Annotated in this window: 13 protein-coding genes; 3 read left to right on the top strand and 10 right to left on the bottom strand. The window is 62.7% G+C overall.

Going from position 1 to position 14,477, the window contains the following annotated elements:
• Window positions 1–575 precede the first annotated feature (575 nt).
• Window positions 576–959 (bottom strand): DUF6124 family protein, encoded by a 384-nt coding sequence (locus DTP52_RS07365; protein ID WP_109752732.1) that lies wholly within the window; start codon window positions 957–959, stop codon window positions 576–578.
• Window positions 960–1,492: 533 nt separating this feature from the next.
• On the opposite strand from DTP52_RS07365, the gene DTP52_RS07360 reads away from it, so the two are divergent.
• Window positions 1,493–1,876, top strand: a complete 384-nt coding sequence (locus tag DTP52_RS07360; protein WP_109752731.1) for a helicase — start codon at window positions 1,493–1,495, stop codon at window positions 1,874–1,876.
• A gap of 171 nt (window positions 1,877–2,047) precedes the next feature.
• Here DTP52_RS07360 and DTP52_RS07355 read toward each other — a convergent pair whose 3' ends face one another.
• The 6 genes from DTP52_RS07355 to exbB form a co-directional block, all read right to left on the bottom strand.
• On the bottom strand, window positions 2,048–3,445 hold the full coding sequence (locus DTP52_RS07355; RefSeq protein ID WP_109752730.1) for an aminoacyl-tRNA deacylase and HDOD domain-containing protein: 1,398 nt from the start codon (window positions 3,443–3,445) through the stop codon (window positions 2,048–2,050).
• A 79-nt stretch (window positions 3,446–3,524) separates the two neighbouring features.
• Complete coding sequence (gene recG, locus DTP52_RS07350; protein ID WP_109752729.1) at window positions 3,525–5,600, bottom strand: ATP-dependent DNA helicase RecG; 2,076 nt, start codon at window positions 5,598–5,600, stop codon at window positions 3,525–3,527.
• 9 nt (window positions 5,601–5,609) lie between these two features.
• On the bottom strand, window positions 5,610–6,530 hold the full coding sequence (locus tag DTP52_RS07345; protein WP_109752728.1) for a hydrogen peroxide-inducible genes activator: 921 nt from the start codon (window positions 6,528–6,530) through the stop codon (window positions 5,610–5,612).
• Window positions 6,531–6,712: 182 nt separating this feature from the next.
• Entirely contained in the window at window positions 6,713–7,468 is a 756-nt protein-coding gene (locus DTP52_RS07340; RefSeq protein ID WP_109752727.1) for an energy transducer TonB, read from the bottom strand.
• Window positions 7,465–7,893 carry a TonB system transport protein ExbD gene (exbD, locus tag DTP52_RS07335; RefSeq protein ID WP_109752726.1) on the bottom strand — a complete coding sequence of 143 codons (429 nt, stop codon included), beginning with the start codon at window positions 7,891–7,893 and terminating at the stop codon, window positions 7,465–7,467. Before exbD ends, DTP52_RS07340 begins: the two co-directional genes overlap by 4 nt.
• A gap of 6 nt (window positions 7,894–7,899) precedes the next feature.
• Window positions 7,900–8,871: a tonB-system energizer ExbB gene (gene exbB, locus DTP52_RS07330; RefSeq protein WP_109752725.1), complete on the bottom strand. Its 972-nt coding sequence runs from the start codon at window positions 8,869–8,871 to the stop codon at window positions 7,900–7,902.
• 188 nt (window positions 8,872–9,059) lie between these two features.
• Between exbB and DTP52_RS07325 the strand changes: the two genes are divergently transcribed.
• Window positions 9,060–9,917, top strand: coding sequence for an SDR family oxidoreductase (locus DTP52_RS07325; RefSeq protein ID WP_109752724.1), 858 nt, complete (start codon window positions 9,060–9,062; stop codon window positions 9,915–9,917).
• A gap of 248 nt (window positions 9,918–10,165) precedes the next feature.
• Window positions 10,166–11,065, top strand: a complete 900-nt coding sequence (locus tag DTP52_RS07315; RefSeq protein ID WP_109752723.1) for a DMT family transporter — start codon at window positions 10,166–10,168, stop codon at window positions 11,063–11,065.
• 51 nt (window positions 11,066–11,116) lie between these two features.
• Here the strand turns inward: DTP52_RS07315 and DTP52_RS07310 are convergent, their stop codons facing one another.
• The 3 genes from DTP52_RS07310 to spoT are packed head-to-tail and all read right to left on the bottom strand — an operon-like array spanning window position 11,117 to window position 14,436.
• Window positions 11,117–11,857 (bottom strand): hypothetical protein, encoded by a 741-nt coding sequence (locus DTP52_RS07310; protein WP_109752722.1) that lies wholly within the window; start codon window positions 11,855–11,857, stop codon window positions 11,117–11,119.
• Between the two features lie 55 nt (window positions 11,858–11,912).
• Window positions 11,913–12,293, bottom strand: a complete 381-nt coding sequence (locus DTP52_RS07305) for a RidA family protein (RefSeq protein ID WP_014340863.1) — start codon at window positions 12,291–12,293, stop codon at window positions 11,913–11,915.
• Window positions 12,294–12,330: 37 nt separating this feature from the next.
• Complete coding sequence (gene spoT, locus DTP52_RS07300) at window positions 12,331–14,436, bottom strand: bifunctional GTP diphosphokinase/guanosine-3',5'-bis pyrophosphate 3'-pyrophosphohydrolase (RefSeq protein ID WP_109752721.1); 2,106 nt, start codon at window positions 14,434–14,436, stop codon at window positions 12,331–12,333.
• Window positions 14,437–14,477: the final 41 nt, after the last annotated feature.

Raw genomic sequence — 14,477 nt, 5'->3', positions numbered from 1 at the left:
AGCCGACCTGTCTCTCCCGGTTGTACTTCGATCAAACTGTGGGAGCGAGCCTGCTCGCGATGGCGGCCTGACAGCCGGCCAGGATTTTGTTGACCGGGTACATATCCATTGCTGCGGTAACGGCGGCTGGCGGTTACGCCCTTACGGCGTGTCACTTTTGGCAAACGCCCCAAAAGTAACCAAAAGGTCTTGCCCCACCACTCGGCACCTCGCCTAGGCTCGGTGTGCCCTCACTCCGGCATTGCTCCGTGGGCCCGCCGCGAAGGGCCATCCATGGCCCAGCGCGGCTATCCCGGCATCCATGCCGGGATGCCCACTCCGCAATACCTGCGTTCGGCCATCGTGGTTAACGGGGCGCCGAAATCAACGTCCACCGCGAGGCGGCCTTACAGCCGGCCTGACTCTTGCGGGCGGTGTACACCCATCAGACCTGTTTGAGCAGAACCTGTGGGAGCAAAGCTTGCTCGCGAGGCGGCCTTACAGCCGACCTGTTTCTCCCGGATGTGCCCCCGATCCATTTGTGGGAGCGAGCCTGCTCGCGATGGCGTCGGCTCAGCCTGCCTCAATGCAAAGCTCTACCCGTTGGCGCCAGGCGTCGCCGTTTCCTTTGCTTCCAAATGATCCAACGCCCGCTCAACCAACAACTGCACCCCATCGGCCATGCGGCTGATTGCCAGGGCGACGCAGCGGCGTGAGTCATCCACGTCGTCGGCCAGGTCGGCAGCAATGGTGCTGATCGATTGCAGGTCTTCGGAGGCGTTGGCCAGCAGGGTTTCAGTGTCGATGTGAGGGGAGACGATGAATAGTTGGTTTTTGTCGGGTTCAGGTGGGGAGGAGGGCTGGGGCTTGAGGTAGTAGTCGAGGGCGCGGGTGGCGGCGTCTTCGAGCTTTTTTTCTTCCTGCGCTTCGACGCGGGATTTGTGGCCGCTTTGCGGCGGATTAGGAGTGACCTTGAACATAAATTTATCCGATATGTAATTGAATGAAGGCTGACACCTTTCGTTGCACCGAAAGAGGTGGCAGCTGTGCGCGGGTGTGCAAGACCGGGCATATCGGACCCCGGCAGACCTCGAGAGTCTCCCGCGCGCAGCCGCCATAAACGCGCCAATACGAGCATGAGCCGTTTGACGTGGCAGTTGCGCGCCGATATGTACCGGACTTGCACGTCCGTGTCACCGTTTTTTGCGATGACGAACAAAGGTTAGCGACGCTCGAAAGCACTGCCTAGTTCATGAACAGCCCGGCGTGTTGAAGGAAATGTCCGAGGGTTTGGCGGGGGAAAAGGACGAAAAGATCGCAGCCTTCGGCAGCTCCTACGGAAATGGGTGTAGGAGCTGCCGAAGGTTGCGATCTTTTGATCTTTGATTTTGTGACTTGGCAGTCATCTTTCGCGAAAACAAGCTTATCTTCCGCTAAAGCGATCCGATGATGGCGTTACGCCGAAGAATCGCTAAACTGCCAGCCATTCATCTTTCATCACGAGGCGGTGCCCATGAAATTTCGTTTTCTGTTGTGGATGCTGGGGTTGTTGATGGGCAAGGCCAGCCGGACCAATCCGGCGTTCCAGCAGCAGTTGGGCGATAAGGAACTGGTGTTTCAACTGCAAACCCTGGACGGCAAGGTCGCCCGGCATTTCACCGTGAAAAACCAGCGCATCACCAGCCGGTCCGGCACTTACCCGGAGCCTGCCTTCGCCATCGCCTTCAAGGACGCCGCCTATGGCTTCGCCACGATGCAGGCCAAGAACAAGCAACTGGCGTTCATGACGGGGATTCAGGACAAGTCGATCCAGATCAAGGGCAACCCGGCGTTGGTGATCTGGTTTCAGGGGCTGACCAAGTATTTGAAGCCGAAGAAGGCGAAAGCGAAGGTTTGAGCGGTTGCTGATATCTGTGGCGAGGGGATTTATCCCCGTTGGGCTGCGAAGCAGCCCTGAAACCTGCTATCCCGGTTATGCAGGCTCACCACAGTCAGTCTTTTGGGCCTGCTTCGCAGTCCAGCGGGGATAAATCCCCTCGCCACAAAGCTCAGTTGCCTGCATCAGCGGTCAGTGGCTGAACTGCGAAGCCAGTTCCCGCAACAACACTTCAGCCTCGAGCACTTTGCTGACCACGTCATTGACCTTGTCCCGAGACAGGCCTACGCGTTCGAGCAGTGCATCGGGGATTTCCTCGTCCGGGCCGGAGCCGATACCGCGCGAGCGCAGCAGGCGCACGGCCAGGCACACCAGGTTCGGGTAGGCGGCGTATTCGCCGTCGTAGTGCGGGTCGTGCTGGAAGCGCAGGGCGGTGGCCAGTTCGTCGGGCATGTCCCAGTAGCGCATCAACCAGGCGCCGATCTGCTCGCGACTGATGCCCAGCAGGTGCTGTTCCACGTAGCTGTGGCACAGGTGCGGGTTGACCTCCAGGTGCCGGCAGATCAGCGAGAAGTGCGGTGGGAAGACGTGGGCCAGCAACAGGTAGCCGAAGTTGTGCAGCAGCCCGGACAGGTAGGTCAGGCCGCCTTCCGGGCGCTGGGCGCGGGGCATGGCGCGGGTCAGGCCTTCGATGACGGCGGCGGTGTAGATCGACTGGTGCCAGTACGGCGTGGTGTGTTGCGGGTGGTCCTTGGGCAGGCTCAGGGTCTTGCCCAGGGCCAGGCCCAGCGCCAGGTTGATCACCAGGTCGAAGCCCAGGACGCGGACGATGGCGTCTTCTACCGAGCGAATCTTGCCGGGCGAGGCGTAGTAGGGCGATGCGGCCCAGCTCACCACTTGCGCGGCCAGGGCCGGGTCGGTTTCCACGACACCGGTGATGTCGTCGATGGTGGCGTCGGGGTCGACCCGCAGCTTGATGATTTTTTGCGCGGTTTCGGCCAGCGGCGGGATCTCGATGGTTTCTTCCAGCCGTTGCTGGATACGCCGGGCGGTGAATGCCTGCACAGCCTGGGTGATTTCCGCGCGGTCGTCGTGCGGGCGGTCCAGGTTGGGGGTGATGTTGCTCACGGCTTCGCCGAATGTCGCGGCGCTGGCCTTGGTGAGCATGGTCTTGAACGCTTCGCTGGTGACTTCCAGCAGCAATCCTGGCTCGCCGGAGTTGATCAACAGCTTTGGTTCGCGCAGCAGGCTTTCTTCGTACAGGCACGGCGAGCTGGTCAGTGCCGGCAGGCCGGGCAGCAGGCTCAGGCTGTGTTTGCCGAGCATGCGCTCCAGGCGTTCGGTCGGCACCGCCGTGAGCTTGCGGCCGGTGAGTTCGGCCAGGCGATTGAGGTCCAGCAGCTGGCTTTGCGGAAACAGCACCATGAGCGCGCCAACGGCATCGTGCAGCAACACTGCCTGCACTTTGCGGGCGGGGTTGAGGCCGGGGCGTTCGAGCACTTCGTCAAAGCCGATGCCTAATTTCTCGAGCAGCAGCCGAATAACAGACGGAGCGTGCGGGGATTCGGGGACGAGGGCAGCTTCTGTCATGGTCTGTATCCGTTTTCCTACAAGTTGGTCAGTATAACCAGCTTGTCCAGTACGCGCGTCCGGAAAACTGAGCGCGTGCTCACACTTGGCCGTATTGCTGCCCATGACGTAGCCAGCGATCCAGCAGCGGGCTGACGTGGTCGGGCCAACGTTCCAGTAGCGCCTGGGCGGCGTCGCGTACGGCAGGGAGCAGATCGGCGTCGCGCATCAGGTCGGCTACCTTGAATTGAAGCAGACCGGTCTGGCGTGTGCCGAGCATTTCACCGGGGCCGCGCAATTCGAGGTCTTTTTCGGCGATGACGAAGCCGTCGTTGGTTTCGCGCATGATGCCCAGCCGCTGCCGACCGATCTGCGACAGTGGCGGGTGATACAGCAGCACGCAATGGCTGGCGGCGCTGCCCCGACCGACGCGGCCGCGCAACTGGTGCAACTGCGCCAGGCCCAGGCGCTCGGGGTTCTCGATGATCATCAAGCTGGCGTTGGGTACGTCCACGCCCACCTCGATCACCGTGGTGGCGACCAGCAGTTGCAGGGCGCCGGCCTTGAATTCAGCCATGACGGCGGCTTTCTCGGCGGGTTTCATGCGCCCGTGGATCAGCCCGACCTTCAACTCGCCGAGGGCGGCGGTGAGGTCTTCATAGGTGGTTTCAGCGGCCTGGCAGGTCAGTTCTTCCGACTCTTCGATCAGCGTACACACCCAATAGGCCTGGCGCCCTTCGGCGCAGGCGCTGCGTACGCGCTCGATCACTTCGACCCGCCGGGTATCGGTGACCAATACGGTATTGACCGGCGTGCGGCCCGGCGGTAGTTCGTCGAGGATCGAGGTGTCGAGGTCGGCGTAGGCGCTCATGGCCAGGGTTCGCGGGATCGGCGTGGCGGTCATGATCAACTGATGTGGACACATCCGGCCGCCCACGCCTTTCTGCCGCAGGGCCAGGCGCTGTTGCACGCCAAAACGGTGCTGTTCGTCGATGATCACCAGGGCCAGGTTCTTGAACTGCACTTCGTCCTGGAACAGCGCATGAGTACCGACCACCATGGGTGCGCCTTCAGCGATCTGTGCCAGGGCGGCTGCGCGATTCTTGCCCTTGAGCTTGCCGGCCAGCCAGGCGACTTCGATACCCAGCGGTTCGAGCCAGCGTTGGAAGGTGATGAAATGTTGTTCGGCGAGAATCTCGGTGGGCGCCATCAACGCCACCTGGTAACCCGCCTCCAGAGCCTGGAGCGCGGCGAGGGCGGCGACCACGGTCTTGCCGGCGCCGACATCGCCCTGGATCAGCCGCAGCATCGGCTCGGGCTGGCTCAGGTCGTAGGCGATTTCGTTGCCGACCCGCTGTTGGGCGCCCGTGGGGGTGAAACCAAGGTTGGCCAGGTAGCGAGCCGGCAGATCCTGGGCCTTGGGCATGGCCGGGGCGCGCAGGGAGCGCAGGCTTTCCCGTAGGCGCTGCTGCGACAGCTGGTGGGTCAGTAGTTCTTCGAACGCCAGGCGATGCTGGGCCCAGTGATGGCCGAGGGCGAGCTCGTCCACGTCGGCATCGGCGGGCGGGTGGTGCAGATAGCGGATCGCATCGGCCAACGGCGCCAGTTGATAATCCCGGGCCAGCTCCGTGGGCAGCCAGTCGGGCAGGCTGCTGGGGCCGAGCAGGGTCAGGGTTTGCTGGCAGAGCTGGCGCAGGCGTTGTTGAGTCAGGCCTTCGGTGAGCGGATAGACCGGGGTCAGGGTCTCGTCCACCGGTGGCGGTTCGTCGCCGGTGATGCTGCGGTATTCCGGGTGATAGATCTCCAGCCCCGACGCGCCGGGCCGCGCCTCACCGTAGCAGCGCACGCGAGTGCCGCGCTTGAGGCCTTCCTTTTGCGCATTGCTGAAGTGATAGAAGCGCAGGCTGAGCCCGCCGGTACCGTCCTGCAGGCGCACCACCAGGCTGCGGCGCCGGCCCATGACCACGTCGGCGCCGCTGACGGTGCCTTCGATCACCGCGTCCTGCCCTGGCCGCAAATGGCCGATGGGCACCACGCGGGTGCGGTCCTGGTAACGCAGGGGCAGGTGGAACAACACGTCCTGGAGATTTTCCAGGCCGACCTTGGCCAGTTTCTCGGCCATGGCTTCACCGACACCCTTGAGTGCCGTGACCGGCACTTTCGACAGCTCAGTCATGGCCGTGGCTTACTTGCCAGCGGGCGGCTTGGCCACAGAGCACAGGCGAATCGAGTCCGCGAGGATCTCGATGGCCTTGGGCCGTGGGAAACTGGCGCGCCAGGCGATGGCCACGGTGCGGAATGGCGCCGGTGGCGTCAGCGGGCGGACTTCGATCACGCCGGGGGCATAGTGATGACTGTCCACCGCCGACAACGGCAGGATCGAAATGCCCAGGCCCGAGGCGACCATGTGACGGATGGTTTCCAGGGAGCTGGACTCCACCGTGGTGTGCTTGGCGCCTTCGCCGCCCTTGGTCAGGGTCGGGCAGGCTTCGAGCACCTGGTCGCGGAAGCAGTGGCCTTCGCCCAGCAACAGCAGGCTCTTGTCGTTGAGCAGGGCAGCGTCGATGTTCTTTTTCTGAGTCCAGGGGTGCTGGGCCGGCATCAGGACGTAGAACGGCTCGTCGTAGAGCGGCAGGGTCAGGACGTCGGCTTCGTTGAACGGCAGGGCGATGATGATCGCGTCCAGCTCGCCGTTGCGCAGCTTGTCACGCAGCACATGGGTGAAGTTTTCTTCGATGTACAACGGCATCTGCGGGGCAACCCGGTGCAGTTGCGGGATCAGGTGCGGGAACAGGTACGGGCCGACGGTGTAGATCGCGCCGACTTTCAGCGGGGCGGTCAGTTGGTTCTTGCCGGCCTGGGCCAGTTCGCGAATGCCCTGGGCCTGCTCCAGGACCTTTTGTGCCTGGGCGACGATGCCTTCGCCCACGGGGGTCAGGCGCACGGCGCTTTTGCTGCGCTCGAAAATCAGCACACCGAGTTCGTCTTCAAGCTTTTTCACACCCACCGACAGCGTCGGCTGGCTGACATGGCAACGCTCGGCCGCATGGCCGAAATGCTGCTCTTGGGCGAGGGTCACGATGTAGCGTAATTCTGTGAGGGTCATGGCGAGCGTCCGTGAAGTTGCGAGCCAAGCATACCGGCTGCAATCGATAGACGCACGTTATCAGACTGGGGGCGCGGTGTGACACTGTCTAATGCGTATTACCTGTGGGAGCGAGCTTTGCTCCCACAGGTAATACCTTTGCCCTCGATTGCCAGCCCTATTGCAGGGGCTGGTAATCGAGATCAACGCCGGCGCTTGTCGATGGAGTACACGAACGGTGCCGTCAGTTCGATGGTGCCGTTGGTCAGCAGCTCCGCCGGCGGCTTGGGCAGCGGTTGGGCTTTGCGGATCATTTCCAGGGTGGCCCGGTCGAGCAAGTCGGTGCCGGAGCTGCCCACCAGTTCGAATGACAGCACGTTGCCTTCGGCGTCCACCACGAAACGCAGGCGGTTGGTGCCTTCCTTGTTCATCTGCTGGGCCCTGGGCGGGTACTTCTTGTACTTGCCCAGGTGCGCCAACAGCGTGCCTTGCCAATTAGCCTTGGCAGCCGATTGCGCAGGCGACGGGCCAGGCGCCGGTTGCGCGGACTTCTCGGCCAGTGACTGAGTCGGCGGGGTGTCGCTGGGCTTCTGCTCCGACGGCTGTTCCTTCGGCGGCTCGGGCTTTTTCTCCACCGGTTTGGGCTTGGGCGGTTGCGGCTTGGGCTTGGGCTTGACCGGCTTGGGCACGGAAATCTCCGGCTTCGGCGCTTCGGCCAGCTTGGGCAGCGGCAATTCTTCGACCGGCTCGGGAGGTTGCGGCGGTGTGACGACTTTCGGCGGTGCCGGCGGTGGCGGGGCCGGCACTGGCGCCAGCTCGACCATCATCGCCTGGGGAGGCAATTCAATGGGCGGGCGCGAGGTCCAGTTCAGCGCCAGGGCGATGGCGAGCGCATGCACGCCCAGCACCACCACCAGGCTACCGCTGTAGCGCGTCAGCTTTTGGCGCATCGTGATCATTTCTGCCGCGCCGTCTCGAGTCCGACCAGGCCGATCTTCAGGTAGCCGGCGCTGCGCAGCGTGTCCATCACGCTCATCAGGTCGCCGTAGTCCACGCCTTTATCGGCCTGGAAGAAGATCGTCGTATCTTTCTTGCCTTGGGTCCTGGCGTCGAGGGTCGCGCCGAGGGTTTCGGCCTTGACCTCGTCTTCGCCCAGGAACAGGCGCTGGTCGGCCTTGACGCTGAGGAACACCGGTTTTTCCGGCCGTGGCGAGGGCTTGGCCGTCGATGCCGGCAGGTCAACCTTGATGTCCACGGTGGCGAGCGGGGCGGCGACCATGAAGATAATCAACAGCACCAGCATCACGTCGATGAACGGCGTGACGTTGATTTCGTGGTTTTCGGCCAGATCGTCGTCTGCGCCTTCTTTCAAATGCAGGCCCATGGCCGATTACCCCACTTTCACCATGTGCGGTTGCGAGCCGCGCTCGGGCGGCAGGTGGTCGAGGTCGCGGCTGACCAGCAACAGGACTTCGGCCGAGGCGTCGGAAACCTGGGCCTTGTAGCCGGCAATGGAGCGGGCGAAGACGTTGTAGATGACCACGGCCGGGATCGCCGCGACTAGGCCCAATGCCGTTGCCAGCAGGGCTTCGGCGATGCCGGGCGCGACGACGGCGAGGTTGGTGGTCTGGGTCTTGGCGATGCCGATGAAGCTGTTCATGATGCCCCACACGGTGCCGAACAGGCCGACGAACGGCGCGGTGGAGCCGATAGTGGCGAGCACCCCGGTGCCGCTGCTCATGTTTCGACCGCAAGCGGCAACCAGACGCTCTAGGCGGAAGCTCACGCGCTCCTTGATGCCTTCTTTCTCGCGGCTGTTGGCCGACAGGCGCATCTCTTCGAGCGCGTCATGCACCAACAGGTTGGCGAGAGTGCCTTCCTTCGCGGCGGTGGCGCTGGCTTCCTTGAGGGTGGTGGCTTTTTTCAGGGCGGCGATTTCACCGCGCAAGCGACGCTTGGCCCCCAGCAGCTCGAAGCCTTTGGCAATCCAGATGGTCCAGGTGATGATCGAGGCGATGGCCAGGCCAATCATCACGATTTTCACGATGATGTCGGCGTTCTTGTACATGCCCCATGGCGACAGGTCATGGGCCATGCCCAGGGAGTTGTCGGCTTCGAGCACTTCAGGTGCATCGGCCTCGACGGCCTGGGCCGGGTCGGTGGCGACGGGCGTCGCAACGGGAGCGGCCGGGTCGGCAGGCGCCTGTACCGCCGCCGGCGCGGTGGCCGGGTTCGTGGCAGGTGTCTGTGCATCGGCGAAGGCGGCGGTGGGAGCCAGCAGCAGGCTGAACAGCAGGGCGGCTACCGTGCTCCAGGCACGAGGTCGATTGGTTGGCGAAGCGGGGGATAGAGAGCGTTTCATGCTGGCCGGACCTGAGAGGAAAAAGAAGGTTGATGTTCTTCCAGGCCTCGTGGGCCGAGAACAAAAGTGGTGGGCATTATTGCAATTAATTCTTGTTAACAAAAGTAATACAGTTACTTTTTTTGTCGCATGGCTAGCCGCTCGTCCCCTGCGAAGGCTAGTCTGAGGCTTTGCCAGAGGAGTTCTTGATGTCCGCGCCTTCTGTTTTGATCGCCGGCTGCGGTGATATCGGCGGCCGCCTGGCCAGCCAGTTAGTGGCCGAACACTGGCAGGTCCATGGCCTGCGGCGTACGGTTTCGAGCCTGCCTACTGGCGTCATCGGGGTGGCGGGGGATTTGTTCAGCGAGCAATGCCCCGCCGACTGGCCCACGGGGTCGCTGGATTACCTGGTGTACAGCGCCGCGGCCACCGACCATGACGAAGCGGGCTATCGCGCGGCTTACGTCGAAGGTTTGCAGCATGTGTTGGGTTGGTTGAAGCAGCACGGCCAGCGGCCCAAGCGTCTGCTTTTTGTGTCCAGCAGCAGTGTTTATGGGCAGCAGCAGGGCGAATGGGTGGATGAAACCTCGCCAACTGTCGCTGGCGGTTACTCCGGTCGGCTGATGCTCGAAGCCGAGCAAGTGGCGCTGGACAGCGGCATCCCGGCCAGCCGCGTGCGCCTGACCGGCATCTACGGCCCGGGACGTGAATGGCTGTTGAGCCAGGTGCGTCAGGGCTATAGCGTGGTGGAAGATCCGCCCCTGTACGCCAACCGCATCCACGCCGACGACGCGGCGGGGCTGCTGGCCTTCCTGCTGGAGGCCGATCGCCAGGGCAAAGCCCTGGACGACTGCTATATAGGCGTCGACGACGCTCCCGCCGCGCTGGCCGACGTGGTGGGCTGGTTGCGTGAATACCTGGGCGTTACCCAATGGGCCGAAAACGCCAGCGTCCGCCGCGCCGGCAGCAAGCGCTGCAGCAACGCCCGGGCGAAGGCCTTGGGCTGGACGCCGCGTTATCCGAGTTTTCGCGAGGGGTATGCGGCGATTCTCGAAGGGCGCTGCTGACACGGGCCCGCTCGGCGTGTGCTCGATGATGTGGTTCGGCGCCAAGGGCTAGTCCTCTATGGGCTCTTGCCGTCCTGAGTACTTTCCAGGCCTTGACTTGGTTCATCGAGCTCGCCGAGCATTATCCGTTGCTTGCCAAAACCAAGAGTGATCTGCAGGCCACCCGCAACCGTTTCAGTCATCTTTTGCGTCGTCGATGTGGGCCAACATCCTATCGAACGACCTAGCAGCGACAAGGACCGTCATCAATGCAAGCCAGTTTCAGCAAAGGCGTTATCTTTGCACTCTCCGCCGCCGCACTTAACGCCACGATAGGCGTGCTCAGCAAAGTGCTCATGAGCAATGGTTTCACCGCCAGCAGTGTCGCCGTCATAAAGACCGTCCTGGGTTGTCTGCTGCTCTCGGCCTTGCTGCTGTTTATCAAGCGTCCGGCGACGAGGGCCAAATGGACCCAGGCGGCGATCTGCGCGTTTCTCGGTATCTTTGTGCTGTTCCACTTCGAAACGGCTGCCTATCGGCATTACGCTGCGGCGGGTGTAGTCGTGATGCTGATGGCCAGTGCTTCCATTTCCTCGATTGTGCTCGGACGCATAATCCTCAAGGATGCGATCACCGCGAACTCCACTGTGGGTGCCGCCTTGGCGATCGCCGGAATCGCGGTGATCTTTGGTGCCGATCTGCGGCAGGGCTTCACGCTCCAAGGCGTTGCGCTCGCGTCCATGGCGGGCTGCGGCTATGGGGCGTTTTCGGTAGCCATGAAACGGATGGGCGTGTCCGGTGGGCTGCACTTCACTCGTCAGTTGCTGTTCTTCGGCAGTCTGTACTTGCTGATGCCGGCTTCGGCCGACGGCTTCGTGATCGGTGAGCTGTCGCCCTGGGCGATTGCCGCATTGCTGGCGCTGGCCGCGCTGCCAACTATCCTCGGCTTTTTCTGCACCACCAAGGCAATCGAGTACCTCAAGCCATCCCAGGTGCAAGCCTTGGAGCTGACCGAGCCGCTGTTCGCCGCACTGCTGGCATTTGTTGTGCTCAATGAAGTGCCGCGCGAAAGCCTGTACCCGGGTGCACTACTGATCATCATTGGGCTGTGTTTCTCCAATGAGCTGATCCGTCTGGGTAGAAAAAAACCTGTTCCGTCTCGCGCGTGAACCTTTGCCGGGAGGGGGCGCTCGTACAGTTATTTCAAAGCGCCCTATCTCTTACTGCTTTTCCAGCAACCACTGCCGAGTGCCCGGCGTGAACGAAGGCATTTCATCGGCCAGCGCCGCGTTGACGGTCTGGAAGATTTCCAGCTTCTTGCCATCGCGGGCGAAGATCCAGGTGTTGCCCTGGCCGTTCTGTTGCAACCAGATGTTGTCGTTGCCACCGCTCATGGAGGCGCAATCGCCGGCCAGGCACAAGGCGTAGCGATCGGCACCCGGCAGGCCGCTGACCCGGCCGTCGGGTTGGAATTGCACGCTGGCGCCTTGGCCGGGGCCGTTGACGATGTTCCAGGTGCCACCGAGGTAGGCGGCATACAGCGCGCGCTCGAAACTGGCGCCGATTGGCGCGCCTTCCGGCACCTGGATTGTCGCGCGGTCGAACACTTGCTGTGGCTCGTTCTCGGTGGCGGCCTGGCTCAACTGGTTGCCGTCACGCTTGAGTTCGCTGGCGGAGCTGCCGTAGAAATCGACTTTCCACGCGCCGTCTTCTTCGCCCAGCAATTTGCCTTCGACGTTTTCAAAACCGTTGGTGTAGCGCGCCTGACCGGCCCGGGTGTTGACGTCCCATTCCAGGTTCGGGCCATAGCCCTGCAGCGCTTCGCGAAGCGGGCCGCCCTTGGCGGCGGCGTCGATGGCTGCCTGGTTGATCCAGGTGCCGCTGATGTCACGGTCGGCTGGGTCGCTGGCGCAGCCGCCCAGAAGCAGGGCTGCCAGCGAGAGAGCAAGCGCTTTGCGCATGGTGGAATCCTTTCAAGACGAAAACGGCGCAGCGGGAGACGCTGCGCCGGCCTTATTACTCGATGACCAGGATGGCATCCATCTCAACCTGCGCACCCTTTGGCAGGGCTGCCACGCCGATGGCGGCACGGGCAGGGTAAGGTTGGTCGAAGTACTTGCCCATGATCTCGTTGACCTTGGCGAAGTGGCTCAGGTCGGTGAGGAAGATATTGAGCTTGACGATGTCCTTGAACGAACCGCCAGCAGCCTCGGCCACGGCCTTGAGGTTTTCGAATACCTGCACGGTCTGGGCTTCGAAGCCTTCCACCAGCTCCATGGTTTTCGGGTCCAGCGGGATCTGGCCCGACATGTACACGGTGTTACCGGCCTTGATCGCCTGGGAATAGGTGCCGATGGCGGCTGGGGCCTTGTCGCTGGTGATAACGGTCTTGGTCATTGATGACTCCTTGTAAGCAATAGGCCTGTACGCGACGCTATGCGCGCATCCGGGTGATGCGGATGACGCCGGTCAGGGCACGCAGTTTCTTGATCACGCGGGCCAGGTGCACACGGTCGTGCACGCTGACCACCAATTGAACGACGCTGATGCGGCCATCGCGCTCGTCCATGCTGATTTTTTCGATGTTGCCGTCGGCGGCGTTGACGCTGCTGGCCAGCAGGGCGATCAGGCCGCGCTGGTGTTCCAGCTCGACCCGCAGCTCGACGTTGAATTCGCCGGTGACATCCTTGGCCCAGGAGAGCTGGATGCATTTTTCCGGGTTGTGGCGGATTTCGCTGATGTTGCGGCAGTTGTCCAGGTGCACCACCATCCCTTTGCCGGCAGACAGGTGGCCGACAATCGGGTCGCCCGGGATCGGCGTGCAACACTTGGCATAGCTGAGCACCAGGCCTTCGGTGCCGCGAATCGCCAGCGGGCCTTCGGGGCTTGGCAACTGTTCGCCCTCGCCGAGCAGGCGGCGGGCGACGACATAGGCCATGCGATTGCCCAGGCCGATGTCTTCCAGCAGGTCTTCGATCAGTTCGAGGCGGTATTCGTGGAGCATCGCTTGCACGCGCTCGGCCGGGATCTTGTCCAGCGCGCTGTCGAAACCGTTCAGCACTTTGTTCAGCAGGCGCTCGCCAAGGCTGATGGATTCGGAGCGGCGTTGCAGTTTCAAGGCATGGCGGATGTGTGTGCGGGCTTTGCCGGTGACCACGAAATTGAGCCACGCCGGGTTCGGCCGGGCGCCGGGCGCGCTGACGATTTCCACCGTGGAGCCGCTTTGCAGCGGTTCGGACAACGGCGCCAGGCGGCGGTTGATCCGGCACGCGATGCAGCTGTTGCCGACGTCGGTGTGTACCGCATAGGCAAAGTCCACGGCGGTGGAGCCTTTGGGCAGCTCCATGATCCGGCCCTTGGGCGTGAAGACGTAGACCTCGTCCGGGAACAGGTCGATCTTCACGCTCTCGATGAACTCCAGGGAATTGCCGGCCCGCTGCTGCATTTCCAGCACGCCCTTGACCCATTGCCGGGCGCGGGCGTGGGTGCTCTTGGGCTGTTCGTCACCGCTGGATTTGTAGAGCCAGTGGGCGGCGATGCCGTTGTTGGCCATTTCTTCCATTTCACGGGTGCGGATCTGGATTTCGATCGGTACGCCGTGCATGCCGAACAGCGTGGTGTGCAGCGACTGATAGCCGTTGGCCTTGGGAATTGCGATGTAGTCCTTGAAGCGCCCCGGCAACGGTTTGTACAAATTATGCACAGCGCCGAGTACGCGGTAGCAGGTATCGACCTTGTCGACGATGATCCGGAACGCATAGACATCCATGATCTCGTTGAAGGCCCGACGCTTGCCGCGCATTTTCTTGTAGATGCCGTAGAGGTGTTTCTGCCGCCCGCTGACTTCGCCTTCGATGCCGTCGATGGCCAGGCAGTGGCTCAGGGACTCTTCGATCTTGTTGACGATTTCCTTGCGGTTGCCCCGGGCGCGCTTGACGGCCTGGTTGATCCGCGCCGAACGCATCGGGTGCATGGCCTTGAAACCGAGGTCTTCGAACTCGATGCGGATCGCATGCATGCCCAGGCGATTGGCGATGGGCGCATAGATTTCCAGGGTTTCCTTGGCAATGCGCCGGCGTTTTTCGCCGGAGAGGACTTCCAGGGTGCGCATGTTGTGCAGGCGGTCGGCGAGCTTGACCAGGATCACGCGGATGTCGCGCGCCATGGCCATGGCCATTTTCTGGAAGTTCTCGGCCTGGGCCTCGGCCTTGGTCTCGAAGTTCATCTGGGTCAGTTTGCTGACCCCGTCGACCAGTTCGGCCACGGTTTCGCCGAACTGCGCTTGCAGCGCTTCCTTGGCAATGCCGGTGTCTTCGATCACGTCATGCAGCATCGCCGCCATCAGGCTCTGATGGTCCATGTGCATGTCGGCAAGAATGTTCGCCACCGCAAGCGGATGCGTGACGTACGCCTCGCCGCTGCGGCGGCGCTGGCCGTCGTGGGCTTGTTCGGCGTAGAAGTAGGCTCGGCGGACCAGATTGACCTGGTCCGTGCCGAGGTAGGCCGATAAGCGATCGGCGAGGGCGTCTATGCTCGGCATGATGATGACTCCTGCCGTTTGCTGTGACCCCGCGCCGTGCT

Source organism: Pseudomonas sp. 43mfcvi1.1 (genome assembly GCF_900115935.1).
Lineage (GTDB): Bacteria > Pseudomonadota > Gammaproteobacteria > Pseudomonadales > Pseudomonadaceae > Aquipseudomonas > Aquipseudomonas bijieensis.
Note: the sequence above shows the minus strand (reverse complement) of the source record. Positions and strands in the feature narration are given on the sequence as shown.

Bases quoted from the DNA above. Each gene is read 5' to 3' on its own strand.
- DTP52_RS07365 (WP_109752732.1), bottom strand. From the start codon at position 959: ATGTTCAAGGTCACTCCTAATCCGCCGCAAAGCGGCCACAAATCCCGC.
- DTP52_RS07360 (WP_109752731.1), top strand. From the start codon at position 1,493: ATGAAATTTCGTTTTCTGTTGTGGATGCTGGGGTTGTTGATGGGCAAG.
- DTP52_RS07355 (WP_109752730.1), bottom strand. From the start codon at position 3,445: ATGACAGAAGCTGCCCTCGTCCCCGAATCCCCGCACGCTCCGTCTGTT.
- recG (WP_109752729.1), bottom strand. From the start codon at position 5,600: ATGACTGAGCTGTCGAAAGTGCCGGTCACGGCACTCAAGGGTGTCGGT.
- DTP52_RS07345 (WP_109752728.1), bottom strand. From the start codon at position 6,530: ATGACCCTCACAGAATTACGCTACATCGTGACCCTCGCCCAAGAGCAG.
- DTP52_RS07340 (WP_109752727.1), bottom strand. From the start codon at position 7,468: ATGATCACGATGCGCCAAAAGCTGACGCGCTACAGCGGTAGCCTGGTG.
- exbD (WP_109752726.1), bottom strand. From the start codon at position 7,893: ATGGGCCTGCATTTGAAAGAAGGCGCAGACGACGATCTGGCCGAAAAC.
- exbB (WP_109752725.1), bottom strand. From the start codon at position 8,871: ATGAAACGCTCTCTATCCCCCGCTTCGCCAACCAATCGACCTCGTGCC.
- DTP52_RS07325 (WP_109752724.1), top strand. From the start codon at position 9,060: ATGTCCGCGCCTTCTGTTTTGATCGCCGGCTGCGGTGATATCGGCGGC.
- DTP52_RS07315 (WP_109752723.1), top strand. From the start codon at position 10,166: ATGCAAGCCAGTTTCAGCAAAGGCGTTATCTTTGCACTCTCCGCCGCC.
- DTP52_RS07310 (WP_109752722.1), bottom strand. From the start codon at position 11,857: ATGCGCAAAGCGCTTGCTCTCTCGCTGGCAGCCCTGCTTCTGGGCGGC.
- DTP52_RS07305 (WP_014340863.1), bottom strand. From the start codon at position 12,293: ATGACCAAGACCGTTATCACCAGCGACAAGGCCCCAGCCGCCATCGGC.
- spoT (WP_109752721.1), bottom strand. From the start codon at position 14,436: ATGCCGAGCATAGACGCCCTCGCCGATCGCTTATCGGCCTACCTCGGC.